At 43.0% G+C, this 21,451-nt stretch carries 20 protein-coding genes; 15 read left to right on the forward strand and 5 right to left on the reverse strand.

The window, feature by feature from the left end; genetic code table 11:
* Positions 1–31 precede the first annotated feature (31 nt).
* A complete protein-coding gene (locus PLE34_RS13465) occupies positions 32–586 on the reverse strand; it encodes a hypothetical protein (protein WP_324557791.1) in 555 nt (184 codons plus the stop codon).
* Between the two features lie 271 nt (positions 587–857).
* Between PLE34_RS13465 and PLE34_RS13470 the strand changes: the two genes are divergently transcribed.
* Positions 858–1,508 carry a hypothetical protein gene (locus tag PLE34_RS13470; RefSeq protein ID WP_324557793.1) on the forward strand — a complete coding sequence of 217 codons (651 nt, stop codon included), beginning with the start codon at positions 858–860 and terminating at the stop codon, positions 1,506–1,508.
* Between the two features lie 78 nt (positions 1,509–1,586).
* Here PLE34_RS13470 and PLE34_RS13475 read toward each other — a convergent pair whose 3' ends face one another.
* A complete protein-coding gene (locus PLE34_RS13475; protein ID WP_324557795.1) occupies positions 1,587–3,233 on the reverse strand; it encodes a peptide MFS transporter in 1,647 nt (548 codons plus the stop codon).
* Between the two features lie 43 nt (positions 3,234–3,276).
* Complete coding sequence (locus PLE34_RS13480) at positions 3,277–4,785, reverse strand: peptide MFS transporter (RefSeq protein ID WP_324557796.1); 1,509 nt, start codon at positions 4,783–4,785, stop codon at positions 3,277–3,279.
* A gap of 158 nt (positions 4,786–4,943) precedes the next feature.
* On the opposite strand from PLE34_RS13480, the gene purD reads away from it, so the two are divergent.
* From purD to PLE34_RS13515, 7 genes are all read left to right on the forward strand, one after another.
* Positions 4,944–6,224: a phosphoribosylamine--glycine ligase gene (gene purD / locus PLE34_RS13485; protein WP_324557798.1), complete on the forward strand. Its 1,281-nt coding sequence runs from the start codon at positions 4,944–4,946 to the stop codon at positions 6,222–6,224.
* A 212-nt stretch (positions 6,225–6,436) separates the two neighbouring features.
* A complete protein-coding gene (locus PLE34_RS13490; protein ID WP_152268270.1) occupies positions 6,437–7,462 on the forward strand; it encodes a rod shape-determining protein in 1,026 nt (341 codons plus the stop codon).
* Positions 7,463–7,546: 84 nt separating this feature from the next.
* Positions 7,547–8,395 (forward strand): rod shape-determining protein MreC, encoded by an 849-nt coding sequence (gene mreC / locus PLE34_RS13495; RefSeq protein WP_324557800.1) that lies wholly within the window; start codon positions 7,547–7,549, stop codon positions 8,393–8,395.
* 2 nt (positions 8,396–8,397) lie between these two features.
* On the forward strand, positions 8,398–8,928 hold the full coding sequence (gene mreD, locus PLE34_RS13500; RefSeq protein WP_324557802.1) for a rod shape-determining protein MreD: 531 nt from the start codon (positions 8,398–8,400) through the stop codon (positions 8,926–8,928).
* Between the two features lie 9 nt (positions 8,929–8,937).
* The gene (gene mrdA, locus PLE34_RS13505) at positions 8,938–11,136 is read left to right on the forward strand and encodes a penicillin-binding protein 2 (protein ID WP_324557804.1); all 2,199 of its coding nucleotides are present in this window, start codon (positions 8,938–8,940) and stop codon (positions 11,134–11,136) included.
* A complete protein-coding gene (rodA, locus tag PLE34_RS13510) occupies positions 11,133–12,476 on the forward strand; it encodes a rod shape-determining protein RodA (protein WP_324557805.1) in 1,344 nt (447 codons plus the stop codon). Before mrdA ends, rodA begins: the two co-directional genes overlap by 4 nt.
* Before the next feature lie 54 nt (positions 12,477–12,530).
* Complete coding sequence (locus PLE34_RS13515; protein ID WP_324557807.1) at positions 12,531–13,277, forward strand: MBL fold metallo-hydrolase; 747 nt, start codon at positions 12,531–12,533, stop codon at positions 13,275–13,277.
* Between the two features lie 55 nt (positions 13,278–13,332).
* Here PLE34_RS13515 and PLE34_RS13520 read toward each other — a convergent pair whose 3' ends face one another.
* Positions 13,333–14,016 (reverse strand): zinc metallopeptidase, encoded by a 684-nt coding sequence (locus tag PLE34_RS13520; protein ID WP_324557809.1) that lies wholly within the window; start codon positions 14,014–14,016, stop codon positions 13,333–13,335.
* Between the two features lie 694 nt (positions 14,017–14,710).
* Here PLE34_RS13520 and radA point away from each other — a divergent pair.
* The 5 genes from radA (at position 14,711) to PLE34_RS13545 (ending at position 19,780) form a co-directional block, all read left to right on the forward strand.
* Positions 14,711–16,081: a DNA repair protein RadA gene (radA, locus tag PLE34_RS13525; RefSeq protein WP_324557810.1), complete on the forward strand. Its 1,371-nt coding sequence runs from the start codon at positions 14,711–14,713 to the stop codon at positions 16,079–16,081.
* Between the two features lie 10 nt (positions 16,082–16,091).
* Entirely contained in the window at positions 16,092–16,790 is a 699-nt protein-coding gene (locus tag PLE34_RS13530) for a ComF family protein (protein WP_324557812.1), read from the forward strand.
* A 17-nt stretch (positions 16,791–16,807) separates the two neighbouring features.
* A complete protein-coding gene (locus PLE34_RS13535) occupies positions 16,808–18,196 on the forward strand; it encodes a hypothetical protein (RefSeq protein WP_324557813.1) in 1,389 nt (462 codons plus the stop codon).
* A 54-nt stretch (positions 18,197–18,250) separates the two neighbouring features.
* The gene (locus tag PLE34_RS13540) at positions 18,251–18,763 is read left to right on the forward strand and encodes a glutathione peroxidase (protein ID WP_324557814.1); all 513 of its coding nucleotides are present in this window, start codon (positions 18,251–18,253) and stop codon (positions 18,761–18,763) included.
* 66 nt (positions 18,764–18,829) lie between these two features.
* On the forward strand, positions 18,830–19,780 hold the full coding sequence (locus tag PLE34_RS13545) for an aldose 1-epimerase (protein ID WP_324557815.1): 951 nt from the start codon (positions 18,830–18,832) through the stop codon (positions 19,778–19,780).
* 58 nt (positions 19,781–19,838) lie between these two features.
* Here the strand turns inward: PLE34_RS13545 and PLE34_RS13550 are convergent, their stop codons facing one another.
* Positions 19,839–20,273 carry a LexA family protein gene (locus tag PLE34_RS13550; protein WP_324557816.1) on the reverse strand — a complete coding sequence of 145 codons (435 nt, stop codon included), beginning with the start codon at positions 20,271–20,273 and terminating at the stop codon, positions 19,839–19,841.
* Between the two features lie 72 nt (positions 20,274–20,345).
* Between PLE34_RS13550 and PLE34_RS13555 the strand changes: the two genes are divergently transcribed.
* On the forward strand, positions 20,346–20,960 hold the full coding sequence (locus PLE34_RS13555; RefSeq protein WP_324557818.1) for a 2'-5' RNA ligase family protein: 615 nt from the start codon (positions 20,346–20,348) through the stop codon (positions 20,958–20,960).
* Positions 20,961–20,982: 22 nt separating this feature from the next.
* Positions 20,983–21,396 carry a GxxExxY protein gene (locus PLE34_RS13560; RefSeq protein ID WP_324557819.1) on the forward strand — a complete coding sequence of 138 codons (414 nt, stop codon included), beginning with the start codon at positions 20,983–20,985 and terminating at the stop codon, positions 21,394–21,396.
* Positions 21,397–21,451 lie beyond the last annotated feature (55 nt).

The following is a 21,451-nucleotide window of genomic DNA, read 5'->3' on the forward strand; positions in this document are numbered from 1 at the left end:
CAAAATAAAACAAATGCAGCAGCCTTAGGGGTTATTTCACCGGCGAAGTCATTTTTATATATTCCATTGTGTACTTTTTTCCTATAGGATAATAATATTTTCGCAGCTTATGCATGGTAAAGCCCAATGCAGCAACACCGCCGGACACAAGCAGTGTTGAAGGATATATCTTTCTTTTTTGTACCAGCCCGTTAAACGTATGAAGGAAAGCGTATCCGCCGCCGCCGATCATCAGGAGCGTGCCATTGCGTACAAACTCAAATGCTTTAGGCGGCCGGGGTATGGCTGCTATTTCAGTATAATGAAACCGCAGATCATAGTGACCCACCGTATCCTGCACCCTTGTTCCCCAGGGAGTAGGAAGCATTCTTACATCATACTGCTTAATATATATGGTATCATTATACACTTTTTCAATGATGCCGTTTACACCCGATCCGTTGAGGTGAATGAATGCAATAGGCATCCCTTTAAAATAGCTTTTGATGGTGCGGTCTTTTTTCCTGAAGGATAAAAAATCATTTTGCTGTCCGAAAGAGAAAAAAGAAATTAAAAAACATGCCGGGAGCAGTATAAATTTATGCATGATGTAGTAGTTAGGATACAAATAACTGTTAAGGTAAGATACCGGCAGCTATTTGAGTTGTTGAAGTGATGTTAATTTGCTTGGTGAATAGTGAGCACCTTATACCCTACACCTTATACCTTATACCCTGCAACCTCTCCCAAAGTTAAACAAGGTTAAATAATTTATTGCTTTCCGTTATAAATCAGCGTATCGCGCCGGTTAAGCCTTTTGTGATTAAACTTCGGAAAAAACAAAGGGTCTATCCAGTATCACTAAAAACAATTCATACATGAAAAAGATTGCAATAGGAATACTGGCACTTGCATTAGCCTTCCCGGCTGTTTATGCACAGGAAAAAGCAAACAAACAGGTTAACAAAGAAAACAGGGCATACCGCCACCATCCCGGTAAACATAAAAGTCCGCACAATGCCGGGTATAAAAAACTGAACCTTACAAAGGAGCAGCAGGATCAGTTGGCTGTAATCAATAAAGACTACCGGACAGGCATAGCCGATCTTAAAAAGCAGGAAGCCACTATTACAATGAAAGATTATAAAGCGCAGATGCAGACCTTGAATAATAAACGCCGCAGCGAATCAGACAAGGTTTTTACCAAAGAACAGAAAGAACAGCTGCAGCAGATGAGAACGGGTAAAAAAGGTAAATTTACTGCCGGAAACAGGTCGCAGCAAATGAAGACCACATTAGGATTAACAGACGATCAGTCGGACCGGATGAAGGCGTTAAGGGAGTATACGCAAAAAAAGATAAAAGGCATTCGTGAAGATGCTGCTTTGACGGAAGATCAGAAAAAAGCACAGCTTACGGCAACGTTTAAACAACAGCGTGAAGACATGAAGCTCATTCTTACGCCCGAACAAATAAAAAAGATGGAAGGATTTAAAAGAGGTGCAAACCGTAGCAGAATGTCTAAATAAAAACAGGTAACAAAAGGGTATAGCGTGTAACCGGTGTCATACAACGCCGGTTACTTTTTTGTATAGAAAGCTTTCCTGTTAATTTATTCCCTTTTCCTTTAAGATGGTATTCAGCCAGCGAAGCATGGCAAAACAGGCTGCGGCAGCGGCAATTAATAAAGCAAAATTGAGCCAGAAATAATTTGCCTTATGATCATAGTCATCCCACATGGTTGCCAGCACTCCCGATAGTTTATTACCTATTGAAGTAGAGAGAAACCATCCCCCCATCATTAATGCGGTTATGCGGGCAGGACTTAGCTTGGAAACAATGGATAATCCCATAGGGCTTAAAAACAGTTCACCAATCGTAATTACCCCATAGCTTACGATCAGCCACCAGGTACTGGCCTTTTCTGTGCCGTTATTACTTGCATACACAGCTCCTACCATCACCAGTGCCGACAGCGCGGAGATAAAAAGACCCCATGTGATCTTTGTTGCTGTTGAAGGTTCCCGGTTCCTTTTCCGGAGCCAGGTAAAAAAAGCAAGAATCAGCGGCGTAAAAATAATCACCCATCCCGGGTTAATAGACTGGCTGAGGTTAGTGGCCCATACGCTGATGCTGCTGCCTGGTTCGGGTAGCGATTCCGGTTTCATATTTTTAAAATAGGATGAGTAATCATAAGTACGGATGATCTTTCCATCTTTCTTTTGTAAACGAAACTGTTCATCATATAAGGGCACGGAATCTTTTGTGTAAGCTATTTGCTGTGAAAACCTTAATGTTTCAAAAACCTTTTCCGGTGTGCCTTTAACCTCCCGGTTGGTATAGCGGTCGGCCCAGGTATTCAGTGCAGAGCCGTTCTGTTTAAATACCGCCCAAAATAAGATCACTACTGCAAATATGGCCAACAAAGCAAGAATAGGTCGCTTTTCTTCTTTTGCGGCTTTAGCATATAGAGAGGTATAAAAATAAATAACCGGTATGCAGGCAAAAATAAATGCATCGGTAGAAGGTGAGCCGAATAAAGTGCTGTTCCATATTAATCCCGGCAGCATCCACCCTGCTGCGCCGGCAATAACAGAGGGCAAAAGAATAAGCAAAACAATGCGGGTAAAAGACATATCGGTTGGCTGCAGCTCTTTTTTGATATCAAAAGCAGCATAGTGTTTCGTGCCTGTCAGAAACACCACCACACCAATGAACATGCCTATACCGGCTGCAATAAAAGCGTAGCTCCATCCCATCATAACATAGAGCGCCGCTCCAAAAAAATTACAGACAAAGGCGCCTATGTTGATGCCCATATAAAAGATGTTGTAGCCTTCATCCTTCCGTGCTTTGTAAACCGGAGTAGAGTATACATTACCCAGGAGGGTAGAGATATTGGGCTTAAAAAAGCCATTACCCGCAATAACCAGGGTCATGGAAACGTAAAGCATTGTTATATCATGAACGGCCATCAGGCAGTAGCCGGTTCCCATCATTAAACCGCCGGTGATAATGGATTTCCTGTAACCCAGGTAGCGGTCGGCTATCAGTCCGCCCAGGAACGGTGTAAAAAATACAAGCGCTATAAAAGTTCCGTATAAGTCGGCCGATTCGGCCTCCGTCATGCCATAACCCGTTTTTACATCCTTAAGGTATAAAGTAAAAATGCCGATCATGAGGTAATAACCAAAACGCTCCCACATTTCAGAAAAAAATAAGAACGGGAGTGCTTTAGGATGATTTTTCCACATACGCTCAGGTTGAAGTTCGTGAAATCAGGTATAAAAAAGGAGATTATTTATCCTGATGCATCATATATTGTAATCTCTTGGTGAGGAAAAATAACAGCAAAGATGCTATACCTGCCATGAATACAAACAGCATAAAAAAGTCGTGCATATCATGCATTTGATAACCTAAAAAAGAAGTGGTTCTTCCGGCTTCCGGATACAGGGCGCTTAACACTCCGGCCAGCTTATTGGCAGCGGCATTGGCCAAAAACCATACCGCCATTAATAAAGAAGCGAATTTAAAAGGCGCTAATTTATTTACCAGCGACAAGCCTATAGGCGACAGGCACAATTCGCCCCATGTATGCAACAGATACATGCCTGTAAGCCATATCATACTAACTTTAATACCGGGCTGTACGTTTTTTACCCCAAAAGCTATCCATAAATAACCCAGTGCCAGTAAGGCTAATCCTATCGCCATTTTGGTAGGTGAGGCAGGATCTTTTTTACCAAGCCTGAGCCAGAGCCATGCAAACAGCGGGGCAAATGCAATTACAAAAATGGAATTAAGCGATTGAAAAAAGCTGGCCGGAATTACAAAAAAGCCCAGATCCCTTTGTGTTTGTTCCTCCGCAAAAAAAGTAAGGGAAGCCCCGGCCTGCTCAAATGCGCTCCAGAAAAAGATAACGAAAAATGCGGTAATGAAAATTACGCCTATGCGCTGCTTTTCAATACCATTTAACGTTTTGTCGGAAAAAATAACAAATGCAATAAACGATACGGCGGCAATAAGTAAATAAGTAAGATAATTGACTATTTTGGCATCTACATAAAGCAGCCCTATCATTAAAAAAGACAGCACAATCAGTCCTCCAACAACCACAAAAGGCTTAGTGGCAATTTTGGGCGACTCTTTTGGCACCAGCCCCAGCACTTCCCCCCTGGGATCCAATACATATTTGTGATGAAATAGCTTCTGAACAATTACACTCAAAAGCATCCCGATACCTGCAATCAGGAATGCCCATTTAAAGTCGGCAGGATTTCCCGTATCACCTGCCAGTCCGCATATAAATGGCCCAATAGCCCCGCCTACATTAATACCCATATAGAAAATGGTATATGCTGCATCAATCCTCCTGTCTCCTTTAGGATATAACTGCCCTACAAGAGAAGAAATATTGGGCTTGAAGAAACCATTACCGGCTATCATGAAGCCAAGCCCTGAAAAAAACAGGAAAGACGAAAGCTGCGGGGAGCTTTCATACAAATGACCACAAAAGAATAATATGAACTCACCGGCAGCCATTACTAATCCGCCTGCGATAATAGACATTCTGTTACCCCAGTAACGGTCGGCAATATAGCCGCCCAGCAAAGGGGTTAAATACACAAGGCTCGTGTAGCTTCCATACAGGTTGGAAGCAAAGGCTTTATCAAAAAGCAGGGCTTTAGTCATGAACAGTACTAAAATGGCCCTCATGCCATAATAATTAAACCGCTCCCACATTTCAGTAGCAAACAAAACGTATAATCCTTTGGAATGTCCTTTTGAAGCTGTTTGATTCATTCAGTGATGGTTTTTATGGAGGTATGCCTCTGATCTGCCCCCAATATAATGCATATTTTAAGACAGCAATTACTTAATGCGGTTCCGTTTGTAAAAAAAATGAAGTTTTAAATCACTATCGTTCTATTTTCGCAACTCTTTATTATAAGTTTACTGATATGAATATTTTACTATTAGGCTCGGGCGGACGCGAACACGCTTTTGCCTGGAAGCTCACCCAAAGCAGCCGGTGCACCCGGCTATTTATTGCTCCCGGCAATGCAGGTACCAGCCTGTGCGGAACAAATGTGGATCTGGCCGTTACAGATTTCGACGGGATAAAACAATTTTGTGTTGAGCATAACATTGGAATGGTGGTGGTGGGCCCGGAAGAGCCCTTAGTAAAGGGCATTTATGATTACTTTAAAAATGATCCTGCTATCCGGCATATCCCGGTAATCGGACCTTCAAAAGCAGGTGCCAATTTAGAAGGCAGTAAGGCTTTTGCCAAGGCATTTATGCAGCGGCATGGCATTCCTTCTGCTGCTTATAAAGAATTTGATGCAGGCAACTATGAAGAGGGCATCAGCTACCTGCAGTTGCATGCCACACCTATTGTGCTGAAAGCCGATGGGCTGGCAGCAGGTAAAGGCGTAATCATTTGCCAGAATCACGTGGAGGCAATGGCGGAATTTGAGCTGATGATCCAGCAGGCTAAATTTGGCGATGCCAGTAAAAAAGTGGTGGTAGAGGATTTTCTTTCGGGCATAGAGCTAAGCGTATTTGTACTAACCGATGGGGAAAATTACGTGCTGCTGCCGGAAGCCAAAGATTACAAACGCATAGATGAAGGGGATAAAGGCCTCAATACCGGTGGTATGGGCGCTATCAGCCCGGTGCCTTTTGCGGATGAAACCTTTATGCAGAAAGTGATCAGCACCATCATTGATCCTACGATCAGCGGACTGAAAAAAGAGCAGATTGAATATGCCGGGTTTATCTTTTTCGGGATAATTAAAGTAAACGATGAACCTTGTGTTATTGAATATAATTGCCGGATGGGCGACCCCGAAACAGAGGCCGTACTGCCCCGGCTGAAAAATGACCTGGTAGCCCTGTTTGAGGCAACGGCCGGGAAGCGGTTGCATGAAATAAAGCTGGAAACCGACAGCAGGCAAACGGTAACGATAGTGGCGGTAAGCGGTGGATACCCGGGTGAATATGAAAAGGGCCTGCTTATTGATGGACTGGATCTGGTGCAGGAAGATGATGCTATAGTGTTTCATGCCGGCACCCTGCAGGAAGACGATAAAACGGTTACCAACGGCGGAAGAGTGCTGGCGGTAACTTCTTTTGGAAATACTTTGCAGAAGGCGGTTGAAAAATCAAAAGCTATCCTCGATATTGTTCAGTTCGATGGCATGCATTTTCGTTCGGATATTGGATACGAATTTTATTAAAGCCGCATTGCCTGGCGGCTGGTTACGTACATAAGCCGCCACAGGGCAACATTATGGCCGGCAAATGCCAATTACCCGGCAACAGCCGCAAATATGAAAAAAAATTATTTCCCTCAAAGTCAATAAAAATCAAGGTTTTGCCGTTGTATTTCAAATTATTTACAACAACTTTGCAAACATTATTTTAGAACCACATTTCTCCAATATCAATTATGGGTCTTTTCAACTGGTTTACACAGGAAATTGCTATAGATCTGGGAACGGCTAATACCCTTATTATTCATAATGATGAAATAGTAGTAAATGAACCTTCTATTATAGCATTGGACAGGAACAATCCTAAAAATGTACTTGCGGTGGGCAAAAAGGCATTGATGATGCATGAAAAAACCCATGAAAGTATACGCACGATACGTCCTTTAAAAGATGGCGTGATAGCCGATTTTAATGCGGCGGAGCTGATGATAAGGGAGCTGATCAAAATGATCTATCCCAAGAAGCCCCTTTTTCCTCCAAGCTGGCGGATGATGATCTGCATTCCTTCGAGCATTACCGAAGTAGAAAAACGTGCGGTAAGAGACAGCTCGGAACAGGCGGGCGCCAAGGAAGTATATTTATTGCATGAGCCTATGGCCGCCGCGCTGGGCATTGGTATAGACGTGGAAGAGCCGGTAGGAAATATGATCGTTGATATTGGTGGCGGAACTACAGGTATTACGGTTATTGCCCTGGCAGGTATTGTTTGCGATCAGTCTATCCGTATTGCCGGCGATGAATTTACCGCCGATATTATGGAAGCGCTGCGCCGTTACCATAGCCTGCTGATCGGTGAAAGAACAGCAGAACAGATAAAGATACAGATAGGGGCTGCTATGAAAGACTTAGACAATCCGCCAGATGACCTTCCGGTTAATGGGCGCGACCTGGTAACGGGCATACCCAAGCAAATTATGGTAAGCTACCAGGAAGTGGCAGAAGCTTTGGATAAAAGTATTTTCAAGATTGAGGAAGCTATCCTTAAAGCACTGGAAACCACTCCTCCTGAGCTGGCGTCCGATATTTACCGCAGGGGAATTTATATTACCGGTGGCGGGGCGCTTCTGCGTGGATTAGATAAGCGGTTAAGCCAAAAAATTAAATTACCCGTGCATGTAGCTGATGATCCTTTAAAAAGTGTGGTAAGGGGAACGGGAATTGCCCTTAAGAATTATCAGCGCTACCCCTTTGTAATGAGATAAATAACACTATTGGTGATTCTACATCCCCCGCTGCAAAAAGATTTCCGGCGGCATTTAAATGTAGAATTGTAAAAACACAACGAAGTGCGAAATGTTTTTCTTTTTGTCAGACGTTATTTTAATTTCCTCTTCTTCATTATAATGCAGGCGGTTGCCCTGTATATGCTGTTTCATTACAACAGGTTTCACGAAGCCGCATTTATGAGTGTGGCGGGCGAAGTGACCGGTAAAATAAGCAAACAATACAATACGGTTGAGTATTATTTTCAGCTCAAAAAAACCAATGCATTGCTTGTTGAAGAAAATCAGACGCTGCGTAATTTATTAAAAAATGATTTTCTTCCGGCAGATACTACTACCGAATTTGTAGTAGACTCTATAAAAGTAGATTCCCTTGAGCGATACCGGCGTTATTTATATTTTCCTGCCAAGGTTATTAATAACTCCGTGACTTCCCAAACCAATTATTTAACGATCAGCAGGGGCTTCAACCAGGGACTCAGCAAAGATATGGCAGTGGTAAGCCCATCCGGCATTATCGGAACCATCGTTAATGTAAGTGCCAATATGGCTACTGTAATGAGCCTGCTGCACCGGCAAAGCCGGGTAAGCGCCAGTTTGTTAAAAACCGGTGAAACCGGCAGTGTGGAATGGGATGGTAAAGATCCGCAACTGCTTACTTTCAGGAATATTCCTAAATCGGCGGTGGCAAAAAAGGGTGACACTGTTATAACCAGCAGGTATTCTAGTTTCCCCCCGGGCCAAATGATAGGTATTATTGAGGGTGTTGAAAGCCAGGACGGCAGTAATTTTTATGTGCTGAAAATAAAGCCTTCTACTAATTTTTTTAATATTCAATTTGTATACGCGGTAAAAAATTTGCAAAAGGAAGAACAGGATGCTTTGGAAAAAGCAACACACAAACAGGAGTAAAGATGAGCGAACTGCTGAAAAATATTATCCGTTTTATCATTTTTATTTTATTCCAGGTGTTTATCCTGAATAAAATACCACCGTTACATCAGTTCATTACGCCCTACCTCTATTTTCTTTTTATATTATGGCTGCCCTTTAAAATACCACGGCTATCCTTAACCATAGTAGGTTTTGTATTTGGGCTTTGTCTTGATTTCTTTACCAAAACACCCGGTTTGCATGCTGCTGCCTGCACCTTACTGGCTTATATGCGCCCCTTTATGATCAATATCCTTATTTCAAAAGAAGATTCAGACTTTAACTATGTTGCTCCCGCGCCTTCCAGCATGGGATGGTCTCCATATATCGTTTATGTATTGATACTGGCTTTTGTCCATAATGTTTATCTTGTTTTCCTGGAATGGCTGCAATTTGCAAATTTTTGGTACTTCTTAGGCAAGGTAATAGCTACTACAGGCGTTAGCTTTTTATTGATAATGATCACAGAAATATTATTTTACAGGAAACAGAAGTTCAGGACAAATATATAGGGGGTTATTATGCCTGCGTTCAATCAATCACGACAAACCATTATAAGACTCATTTTTGGGGCCACATTTTTAATTATTGTGGTTCGCTTATTCATACTGCAGGTAGTTTCTGATAAGTATAAGCTACTGGCGCTGGATAATGCCGTATACAGAAAAGTGGTATACCCCGACAGGGGAATTATTTTTGACAGGAACAATAAAGCCATTCTGAACAATACCATTATTTATGATCTTACTGTTACACCCTATGAAGTAAGACAGGTAGATACCTCTTTTTTATGTACCCTGCTTGGTATAGATACCACGGAATTCAGGGAAAGGATCATTACGGCCATTATTAAAAACGGGCGTTACCGGCCTTCTGTTTTTGAAGGGCTGCTGCCGCTTGAGCTGCAGGCCAGGTTAGAGGAAAATATCTGGCGGTTTCCCGGGTTTACACTTATTGAACGACCCATAAGAAATTACCTGTTTAATGCAGGAGCTCATTTGCTGGGTGATATTGGCGAGGTGGATACAGCCATCATCCGGCGAAGCAATTACTTTTACCAGATGGGTGATTTTGTGGGGCGGTCGGGACTGGAGCAATATTATGAAAGTGTGCTGATGGGCAAAAGAGGTGTTCAAAACCTGATTAAAGATAACAGGAACCGCCTGCAGGGATCATGGGAAAACGGTAAGTATGATACCCTGGCCGAGGCAGGACGTAACCTGTATACCTATTTAGATATTGAATTACAGCAGTTGGCAGAAAAGTTAATGACCAATAAGGTGGGCAGCATAGTGGCTCTTGATCCTCAAACGGGAGGTATTCTTGCCATGGTTTCAGGGCCTTCCTTCGACCCCAATGATCTAACCGGCAGTACCCGCAGAGGAAAATACGCCAGCCTGGCACTGGATGTATCGGCTCCCCTTATGAACCGTGCTACAAGAGGGCTGTATGAGCCCGGCTCTACCTTTAAACCCATTGGCGGACTGGTAGCGCTTGATATGGGCGTTATTACCGCTAATTATGGTATAGCATGCAGCGGCGCCTATTATGGCTGCGCTAAAGTAATAAGGTGCGAGCATCACAACCCGGGGCATGCGGCCAATATGCGGCTTGCGCTGGCCAATTCCTGCAACTCTTATTTCTGCCAGGTCTACAGGCTTGTTTTAGATAACAATAAAGACAGGGCTGTGAAAAAAGGATATACCCGGTGGAAGGATTACATGAACGCGTTTGGCTGGGGCCAAAGACTGGGGGTAGACCTGCCCAATGAATTGCCGGGCAATATTCCGGATACAACCGAATATAATAAAGATTACAGGGGATCCTGGAATTCCTGTACAAATGTTACGCTTGGTATAGGACAGGATAAGATGCAGGTAACGCCACTGCAACTGGCTAATGCCATGAGCATTATTGCCAATAAGGGCTATTATTACACACCTCATTTTGTGGAAAAAATTGAAAATGAAACGGCCAAAGATACCCTGCTGAAGAAATTCAGGGAAAAGCATCCGGCACTAACCCATATATCAGACCAGGATTATGAAGTTATCCATGCCGGCATGCAGGATGTGGTTGAAAGCGGCACAGCCCGGAGCGCCCGGATACCCGGCATTAATATTTGCGCTAAAACAGGCACATCCGAAAAATATACTATTCTTGATGGCAAACGTATCAAACTGCCCAACAATTCGATGTTTGTTTGTTTTGCGCCGAGAGAAAATCCCAAAATTGCTATAGCCGTTGCAGTAGAAAATGCCGGTTTTGGCTCAACCTGGGCATCTCCTATCGCTTCCTTCCTCATAGAAAAATACCTTACGGATTCCATAAGAACCGACCGGATGAAAGAAGTAGAGCGGATATCCAATACGAATCTTATGCCTTCCTACCTCAAACGCAAACAATTTATAGCAGACTCAACAAGAGCTTATTTTTATTTCAACCTGAGAAAAGACAGCAGCTATATCAAAAAATATTTACGTGGATATACCGGCAATGAAAAAAAACCTGTAAAAGTAATACAGCCCGTAAAAGAGAAAGCGGCCGGAGACAGCACGAAATACATTACGGGTAAGGCCATACAAAAGCACCAGGGCAGATCTGCCGGTAATACCGTATCGGGCAAGGCAATCATCTATATAAAAAAACCCGTTCGTAAACACGAAGAGGAATGGTACATTAGCGATGATAAACAGCTCAAAAACCAGGGAGCCCGATGAGAACCAATAATAATGGCATAACAAGGAGCGCAGACGGTTTGCTGCTATGGCTGTACATTTTATTATGTATCATAGGCATTGTAAGCATTTTTGCCGCTACCTACAATGAAGGCGATGATATATTGGATAGCTTCCTTTCTTTCAGAACCGATTACGGAAAGCAATCCATGTTTTTTATCTTTTCGCTCTTTATGGGCATTGTAATAATTTTAACCGACAGTAAATTCTTTACGGCAACAGCCAATTTATGGTATACCGCGGGCATTTTTTTGTTGTTGCTCGTTTTCCCGTTTCACTCCAACATTAAAGGAACTGAGTCTATTATTAAATTCGGTAATGCCTTTCAGTTGCAGCCTATACAATTATGCATTGTGTTTGCCAACCTGGCGCTTTCAAAATACATCTCCCGTATTGAAACGGATTTTACCAAGCTCCGGTCGCAGCTAATTGCCGCGTCTATTGTAGTTGCACCCGCGTTGCTGGCTATTTTGCAAAAAGAAACCGGGCTGGCACTCGTGTATTTTTCATTTTTCTTAGTGATGTTCCGCGAAGGACTGCCCGCTATTGTGCTGGTAATCGGTTTTTCGTTTGCTATACTGGTAGTGGCTACCTTGCTGATGGAGCCCAATATACTGGCGCTTATCCTTACCGGCATTGCCCTGCTTACCGCCTATTTTATGCGCAGGCAAATCAAGCGCCGCAGATCTGTTTTATTCTGGATCATTACCATATGGGCAGTTTGTGTAAGCATACAGCGCTTTGCCGTGCCTTTTATTTTTGATCATGTGCTGCAACCTTACCAGGTAAAACGTATTTACGACACAATTGGTAAGGATTATATTCCCAGGGATGCCGCTGCGCTCGCCGATATTGAAAAAAATACCACGCAAAAAAAGGATGCCGGGAACTATAACGTTAAGCAAAGTAAAATTGCAATAGGCAGCGGCGGACTGCTGGGCAAGGGGCTTTTAAAAGGTACGCAAACACGCTATGCCTTTGTGCCTGAGCAAAGAACTGATTTTATTTTCTGTACTATCGGAGAAGGTTTTGGTTTTGCAGGCAGTATGTTTTTTATATCTATTTATGTTATTTTTCTCTTCCGGATCATTACTATTGCCGAACGGCAGCGAAGTGTGTTTAGCCGGTGTTATGCCTACGGAGTGGCTTCGGTGCTTTTCTTTCACATTGCTATCAATCTTTGCATGACTATAGGGCTGGCGCCTGTAATTGGTATACCGCTCCCTTTTGTTAGCTATGGAGGACTTTCGCTGGTAACTTTTAGCGCTATGGTATTTATATTGCTTCGCCTGGATAAAGACCGCCAGATGGTGCTCAGATAGTCCCGGATTTGAAATTTCAAATTGAAATCTGAGATTCGTCAATACATTTGCCTTATGAAAATTATACCTTTAAGCGAAGGCGCTTTTACTGTAGATCAGTCCAAGCAATTTGTTCCGTTTAACCTTACCAACGATAATCTTCAGCAAAGATCTGCCGGAAGCCTGCTGGTAGAAATTCAGCCCTTTGTTGTTATTACCTCAAAAGATGTGCTGTTGATAGATACAGGACTGGGTTTTGCAAATGCGGATGGCACATTGCAGCTCTATCAGAATCTTATCAGTCATGACATTGATCCGTCAGACATTACCAAGGTACTGATGAGCCATCTGCATAAAGACCACGCGGGTGGTGTAAGCATAAACGATAAAATCCTTAACCAGCGTTTCCTGAGCTTCCCGCACGCTACCTATTATGTGCAACAGCAGGAATTATCATTCGCGCTGCAAAAAGGAACGCCTTCCTATATACCGGATGAAATTAACATGCTGCAGCAGGCAGGTAACGTGCATTTCTTAGAGGGCGATGGGGTTATTGATAATTATATCCGCTACGAGGTTACCGGCGCTCACAGTCCCTGGCACCAGGTATTCTGGATAGAAGAAAACGGGGAAACCATTTTTTATGGGGCAGATGACGCGCCCCAGTTACACCAGATGAAAAGCAGGTTTGTAGCCAAATATGATTACGATGGTAAAAAATGTATGGAGTTGCGGCAGCAATGGTGGGAACAGGGCCGGCAGGAAAAGTGGACATTCCTTTTTTATCATGATGTGAAAAACCCGGTGTGGAGCTTTACATAGAGGGCAAAAAAACTCCCGGCTGCTATACCGGGAGTGTGCTATATCCAAAAATCATTTAGCTTCTCCTGTTGCCGGCATAAATAAGTATGTATTGCGCAAGGGTAACGATAGAAGCTATTGCAGCAACTACATAGGTCATGGCAGCCCACTTTAAAGCATCTTTTGCCATAGGATACTCCTGTGCATTGGCAACATTGGTATGCTGCAGCCAGGCAAGGGCTCTTTTACTGGCGTCAAACTCCACCGGCAGGGTTATCACTGAAAAGATGGTTGTAAGTGCAAATAAAACGATTCCTATCAGCAACAGGGAAGGAAATACCTTGATCAGCAGTATCCCGCCAATTAAAACCCATTGCACCAGCATAGAACTGTATTGTACCACAGGTACTAAACGGCTTCTTAGCATTAACCACCGGTAGGAAGTAGCATGCTGAACGGCATGACCGCACTCATGGGCAGCTACGGCAGCAGCGGCTACAGATACCCCGTTATATACGTCCGGGCTAAGGTTTACCGTTTTATTCAAAGGGTTATAATGATCCGTTAAAAAGCCATTGGAAGCATTAACGGAAACATCATATATTCCATTTTCTTTTAACATTTTTTCCGCTACTGCCCTGCCTGTTAGCCCGCTGGTGAGGCCAACTTTACTGTACCGGGCAAACTTTCCCTTTAACTGCATGCTTACCAGCATGCTAATTCCAACAAAAATGAGCGATACTACCCAAATTGATCCCATAGTCTTTTAATATTTAATAGTTTATAAGTATAGCAAACTAACTACCATTTATAAATATTTGACATTAAATCCGGTAAGGTTGCAGGGCTAAGGTCTTTTTGTCAGTTGCATTAATTTTAAAAATATACAACTGCCAACTTGACGAAATAAGCGGCTGTTTCAGTATTTAATTTATTTTTATAACTAATTGATTAATAATTAATTAAATACCACATGCTGCATGAATTACAGGGTAAAAAGTTATTCACAAGGGCCAAAATTAATTTTGTTATGTTTGAGCAATTTGTAATTTAGTGCAAGAATTTAATGGGTTAGTAAGTACTAAAGGGTCAGCGAAAGTTGACCCTTTAACTTTAAACAATGCGTTTTCTTTTTCGCCTCTCTTATCATCGGCTGCCTGAATTTTTGAAACATGATTATAGTAAAAGCATATTCAAAACTTTTGATAGTATCGTCTTCTTTATAGCTGAATGATAAACGTTGTACCTTATACGCCTGTTAAAAACATATCAGGAGATTGATATCCCCGGAACTTTTTAGTGTTAACAATAATAATGCCGGCGCGATAGCATATCAAACTACACCAATCATCATTCTGTTTTGTAATACTGCTCTCCTCATGGAGCATAACCTTATCTTCCTGTCCGCTCTTCTATAAACGAACAATCCTGTAAATCTTATTTATCTTTAGCGCATGAGCAAAATAAAAACTGCATTCTTTTGTAGTAATTGCGGCTATGAATCTGCTAAATGGACGGGAAGGTGTCCTTCATGCAGCGAGTGGAATACTTTTGTAGAAGAGCTTATTGAAAAACCATCAAAAAATAATAAAGGATGGAAAGGATACGGCGATAATGGTAACGAAGTAAAAACAATTGCGCTGCATGAAATAGCTGCCGGGGAAGAAAGACGGATCGTTACGCCTGATGCAGAGCTGAACAGGGTTCTGGGCGGCGGTATGGTAAGCGGAAGCTTAGTGCTGGTAGCGGGCGAGCCGGGCATTGGCAAATCAACTTTGTTCCTGCAAAACGGTTTGCTGCTTACCGATATGGTTACTTTATACATCAGCGGGGAAGAAAGTGAACAGCAGATTAAAATGCGTGCCGACCGGCTTAATATTAAAAACGAAAATTTTTATCTTCTCACTGAAACATCAACACAAAATATATTCCAGGAAATAAAAAAGTTAAAGCCGCAGTTAGTCATTGTTGATTCTATTCAAACCCTGCATTCTCCTTATATTGAATCTTCGGCAGGCAGCGTATCGCAGATCAGGGAATGCGCCTCCGAATTTCAGCGCTTCGCAAAAGCAACCAACACACCGGTTTTTTTAATTGGGCACATTACCAAGGAAGGAAGCATTGCGGGGCCAAAGATACTTGAGCATATGGTTGACACGGTGCTGCAGTTTGAAGGCGATCAGCATTATGCTTACCGGATACTGCGTACCCTTAAGAACCGTTTTGGTTCTACCTCCGAATTGGGGATATATGAAATGACCGGAGCGGGCATGCGGCCGGTATCCAATCCATCCGAAATACTGATCACCCAAAAAGAAGAACAGCTAAGCGGTATAGCCATTGCCGCTACCATAGAAGGGCAACGGCCGTTATTGATAGAAGTACAGGCGCTGGTTACCCAGTCTGTTTACGGAACGCCCCAGCGAACAAGCAGTGGTTTTGACCTGCGCAGGCTTCAGCTCCTGCTGGCCGTGCTGGAAAAAAGAGGCGGCTTTCATTTTGGAATGAAAGATGTATTTGTGAATATTGCAGGAGGGTTGAAGGTAGAAGATCCTTCCATAGACCTGGCCATGGTAGGTGCTTTGCTGAGTTCTTATGAAGACATCCCCCTGCCCCAGCAGATCGCCTTTGCCGGCGAGGTTGGACTGAGCGGTGAAATAAGGGCCGTAAACCGGATAGAGCAACGCATTGCGGAAGCGGAGAAGTTAGGGTTTGAAAAAATGATTATCAGTAAATACAATCAAAAGGGCTTAAGCAAACAACATTATAACATTGAGCTGGTAACCATGAGCAGGGTGGATGAGCTGTACAAATATTTTTTTTAAAATAAAAGGATTGATAAAAACTGTTTTTCATAGCGTTTCGCATCTTCTCTTTCCGCACCTGTGCAATGGCTGCGGAAGTGATCTTATTAACGGAGATCACCTGCTCTGTTTGAAATGCTACCAGCGCCTGAGCGAAACCGGTTTTGTATCTATACCAGACAATCCCGTTGAAAAAGCACTGTGGGGAAGGTTAATTTGCAACAGCGCTATGAGTCAGTATTATTTTACTAAAGACTCCTTATTGCAACGGCTTATTCACCAGTTTAAATACAAAGACAATAAAGAGCTGGCACATTATTTTGGAAAGCTGATGGGGGAAGCACTGCAAACATCCGCAAGATTTCAACGGCCGGATGCGCTTGTTCCTTTGCCGCTCTTCCCCGACAAAGAATACAAAAGAGGCTATAACCAGGCAGCGTTGTTATGCGAAGGTATTGCAGCGATTTTACAGGTGCCGGTATTGTACAATACGGTACTTCGCACACGGTACACCACCACCCAAACCCATAAAACACGCATGGAGCGGTGGCAAAATGTAGAGGGTGTTTTTATGTGTGCCGCGAATGCGGAGCTACGGCAAAAGAAGATATTGCTGGTAGATGATGTAATTACCACCGGCGCCACCATAGAAGCCTGCGGCAATGCCATACTGGAAGATGTTCCGGATGTGCAGTTAAGTATTGCTACGCTGGCCTATGCTGCCGCTTAAAAGAATGTTTACGGGCAATGAAAAGACTCCTTTATTTTGTGCTGCTGTTGTTTTTGCTGAAGTGCGCTGTGTCCTGTAAAAAGCAAACGTTCATTACAGATCAAAACGCGGCATTAACCATTACCGCCGACACGCTCCGGTTTGATACCGTATTTACTTCCATTGGATCGGTTACACAATATTTTACCATCATTAACAGCAATTCTCAAAAGCTACAGCTAAGCAGCATAAAGCTGATGGGGGGCAACAGCTCTGTGTATAAAATAAATGTGGATGGAAATGCTGCGGCGGAAATAAGCAACGTGGAGATGAACGCTGGCGACAGCATTTATGTATTTGTTTCCGTTACTATTGATCCTTCTTTAGCTGATCTTCCGTTTATTGTACAGGATAGCATCCAGGTGAATTACAATGGCAATCAAAAATATATTCAACTGGAAGCTTACGGACAAAATGCACATTTCCTCCGCAACCATTATATTGATACAGATACCACCTGGAATAACGTACTGCCCTATGTTATTTTTGGCGGCATACAGGTTGCACAAAACAGCACACTCACTATAGAAAAAGGTTGCCGTATTTATTTGCATGCCGATGCGCCATTTATCGTAGACGGTACATTGATAGTGAACGGAACAGCAGCAAACCCGGTAAGTTTTCAGGGCAACAGGTTAGATAACGTATACCGCGATCTCCCGTCGTCATGGCCGGGCATCTATTTCAGGCAAAGCAGCATAAATAATGCTATCCAATACGGCATCATTAAAAATGCTTACCAGGGTGTTATTGCCGTAGGTCCCGCTACCAATGCGCTACCCAAGCTGCAACTGCGCGAATGCATAATAGATAATATATATGATGCAGGTATCCTGGCCCTGGGTTCGGATATCGACGCCGTAAACTGCCTGATCAGTAACTGTGGTTCTAATATCGTTATAAACGCAGGCGGAGCATACCGGTTCACCTATTGCACTATGGTGAGCTACGACAATAATTATATCAGCCATAAGAAACCGGTGTTAACCCTGGGCGATACAGATGAGGCAGGCAGCAGCTATGCACTCAATGCTCTGTTCCGTAATTGTATTGTATGGGCCGGAGGCAATAATGTGGAAAATGAGGTGCATGCAGACAGAAAGGGCAACGCTGCTTTTAATGTACATTTCGATCACGTGCTGTATAAGGCAAAAAACATATCCCCGGATATTCATTTAATGAACAGCATCGCTAACCAGGATCCTTCATTTGACAGTATTAATGCCGACAGGCGTTATTTTGATTTTCACATCGGTAAAAATCCTTCCCCGGCCGCAGGCGCCGGCACACCCGTTCTCATCAGCCATGACCTTGACGGAAAAGCAAGAACGGGCGACCCCGACCTGGGCTGTTATACAAAACATTAACGCCGGATCCGGATTTTTTACATCAACTTTGTACCTTACTATAAATTTTTCGCTATGATACGTTTATTATTGGTAACACTCGCTTTAACGATCGCCTCTTCTGTTTACGATTTTAAAGTAGAAGGACTGGAAGGCGGTACGATTGACCTTTCCCAATACAAAGGGAAAAAGATATTAATTGTAAATACAGCTTCCAAATGCGGATTTACACCACAATATAAAGATCTGGAGCAGCTATATGAGCAATATAAAGGCAAGCTGGTGGTTATAGGATTCCCGGCAAATAATTTCATGCGGCAGGAGCCGGGTTCCAATGCCGAGATAAAGGAGTTTTGTGAAAAGAACTACGGCGTTACATTTCCTATGGCGGCAAAGGTTTCGGTAAAGGGTAATGATATACATCCGTTGTTCAAATATCTTGATGATGAAGCAAAGAAGATCGGCATCAGCGATCCCGTAAAGTGGAACTTCACCAAGTTTTTGATAGATGAAAAAGGAAAGCTGGTTACTGTTTTTCCCAGCAAGGTAAAACCCATGAGCGAAGAAGTATTGAAATACCTGAATTAATTTACGCAACCGGTTGAGCATCATTTTATGAATGTGTTATATTAACTTGGAAAGAAATTACAGAGCATGTTTGCAATAGAAAAGCATCAGCAGAATGGATTTGATAAAGTTTTTTTAACCCATCATACCACAGGAACCACAGTAGCAGTTGTACCCGGCTGCGGCGCCATGCTGCACGCATTCATTGTGCAGGATGGAGATGACTCCATCAATATCATTGACAGCTATACCGGTAAAGAAGAATTTGATGAAAAAGCTGAAGCCAATGGATTTAAGGGATTAAAGCTATCGCCCTTTCCCTGCAGGATACCCAATGGAACTTATCGTTTTAACGGACGGCAATATCAGCTCAATCATTCCCTGCAGCATGGATCCGCCATACACGGATTACTATATAAACAACCGTTCCGGCTGGTGCAGGAGCAGGTGTTGGGCAATTCGGCACATGTATCACTATTGCATGAATACAAGGGCGATGATGCCGGCTATCCTTTTTCCTATAATTGTATTGTTGAATACCACCTGGAAGAGAATAATACATTAAGCATTACCACTACCATAAAAAACACAGGTATTTCGGCATTGCCCATTGCAGATGGCTGGCATCCTTATTTTACCTTTGGTGGCAAGGTAAATGATCTTGAACTGCAATTCTGCTCGCGGGAAGTGCTGGAGTTCATTGATCTTATTCCTACAGGAAAAATATTGCCTTATACCACGTTCACTTCACCGGCACGTATTGGAGAAACAGCGTTAGACAATTCCTTTGTGCTGGATTTCAGCAAAGCGCAGCCCATGTGCATTTTACGCGATCCTGCTACAGGGTGGCAATTGGAAATACGGCCAGACAACAGCTATCCCTATCTGCAGATATATATTCCACCGCATCGCAACAGCATCGCTATTGAAAACCTCAGCGCCCCCCCCGATTCATTTAATAACGGCATCGGGCTCATTACACTTGCGGCAGGGGCCAGTGCCCGCTTCTCAACACAATATGCCATAAGGAAGGTATGAGTTTCTAGTTTATTGTTTGTGGTTTGTTGTTGTACATCTTCGGATTTTGTATACTCCATCACACCGCGTGAATACAATAAGTAACCACTCCCCATATGGAAAAATCAGCGGCAGACAGGTCTATATCAATCGGCGACAGTTTACGCGTTTCGGGCACCAGCCTTACTTTATTAAAGGTCTTCTCCAGTCGCCGGATCAGCATTTCACCATTAAGTACAGCAATCACTATTTTACCGTTAACGGCTTTTACCGAACGGTCAACAATTACTATATCCCCATTAAATATCCCGGCATCAACCATCGCTTCGCCGCTCACCTTCATCATAAAAGTGGCCGGTTTATTGCGGATCAACTGCTCGTTAAGATCAATACCCCTTTCCATATAATCATCTGCGGCAGCGCTGAAGCCGGTGGCGTTGGCATGCTCCACGTTCCACTGATTAAACCGCTTCGATCCCCTGTATGCGGCATTATAGGTAATTTCTCCGTCCATATAATTAATTTTGCAATTACTAAATTATTTAGTAAATTTATACTAAATATTTGATCATTCAAAATGGTTTTTATGGAAAACAATATTCAATTGCTGCCCGGTTACCGCGTTAACGAATACCTGCTGGTATTGCGTCCGCCGGAAGCGTTATGGAATAAAATCGTAAAAGTAAAAGAGGGCTTTGCTGAAGCATACCAGGCAACAAATGCCCGGTGGGGCAAACCGCATATTACACTGGCAAAATTTGTGCAATACGAAATGTTGGAAACCCGCATTGTGAACCGGCTCAAAATCGTGGGCATGAGCCAGTATCCCTTTAAGGTAGAGCTGCGTGATTACGGCAGCTTCCCTTCCCATACCATTTATATTAATGTGGCAACGAAAGTGCCGGTGCAGCATCTTATTAAACAGGTACGCAGTGAAGGACAGCGCTTAATGAAATTGAATGATGATAATAAGCCGCATTTTATAATGGAGCCGCATCTAACGGTATCGCGTAACCTGCAACCCTGGCAGTATGAAAAAGCATGGGCGGAATACAGCAACAGGCAATTTACCGGCCGCTTTATTGCAGATAGCATGCTGCTGCTGAAGCGGGCTCAAAACGAAATGGCCTATCAGATCGTTCAGCGGTTCACATTCCAGAATTTACCGGTAACAACAAAACAGGGGGAATTGTTTATTTGATACATCAAACCACGGAGACACGGTGACACAGAGCAGCACAGCAGCTAATCACAAACCTCTTACAGAACGGGAGAGGCAATTGGCATCGCAAGTTGTAAATATTGCTTTTACAATACACAAAGCCATTGGACCGGGCCTACTGGAAAGCGTATACGAAAAATGTTTTTGCTATGAATTGAAAAAGAGAAAAATTCCATATCTAAAACAACAATACATTGACATTGTATATGATGGATTGGTTATTAGTGAGGGGTTAAGAATTGATATCCTTGCAGATGATCTTATCATTATAGAATTAAAAGCGCAGGAGAATTATCACCCGGTATGGGATGCACAATTATTAAGTTATTTAAAGCTTACTGGAAAACGGTTAGGTTACATTTTCAATTTCCACGTTCCGCTAATGAAAGATGGGATGAAGCGAATGATTTTGTAAAACACATCTTGGATTAAATCAGCCAGTTATAGACTGTGCATCTCTGTGCCCATGT

Source organism: Agriterribacter sp. (genome assembly GCF_035445465.1).
Lineage (GTDB): Bacteria > Bacteroidota > Bacteroidia > Chitinophagales > Chitinophagaceae > Agriterribacter.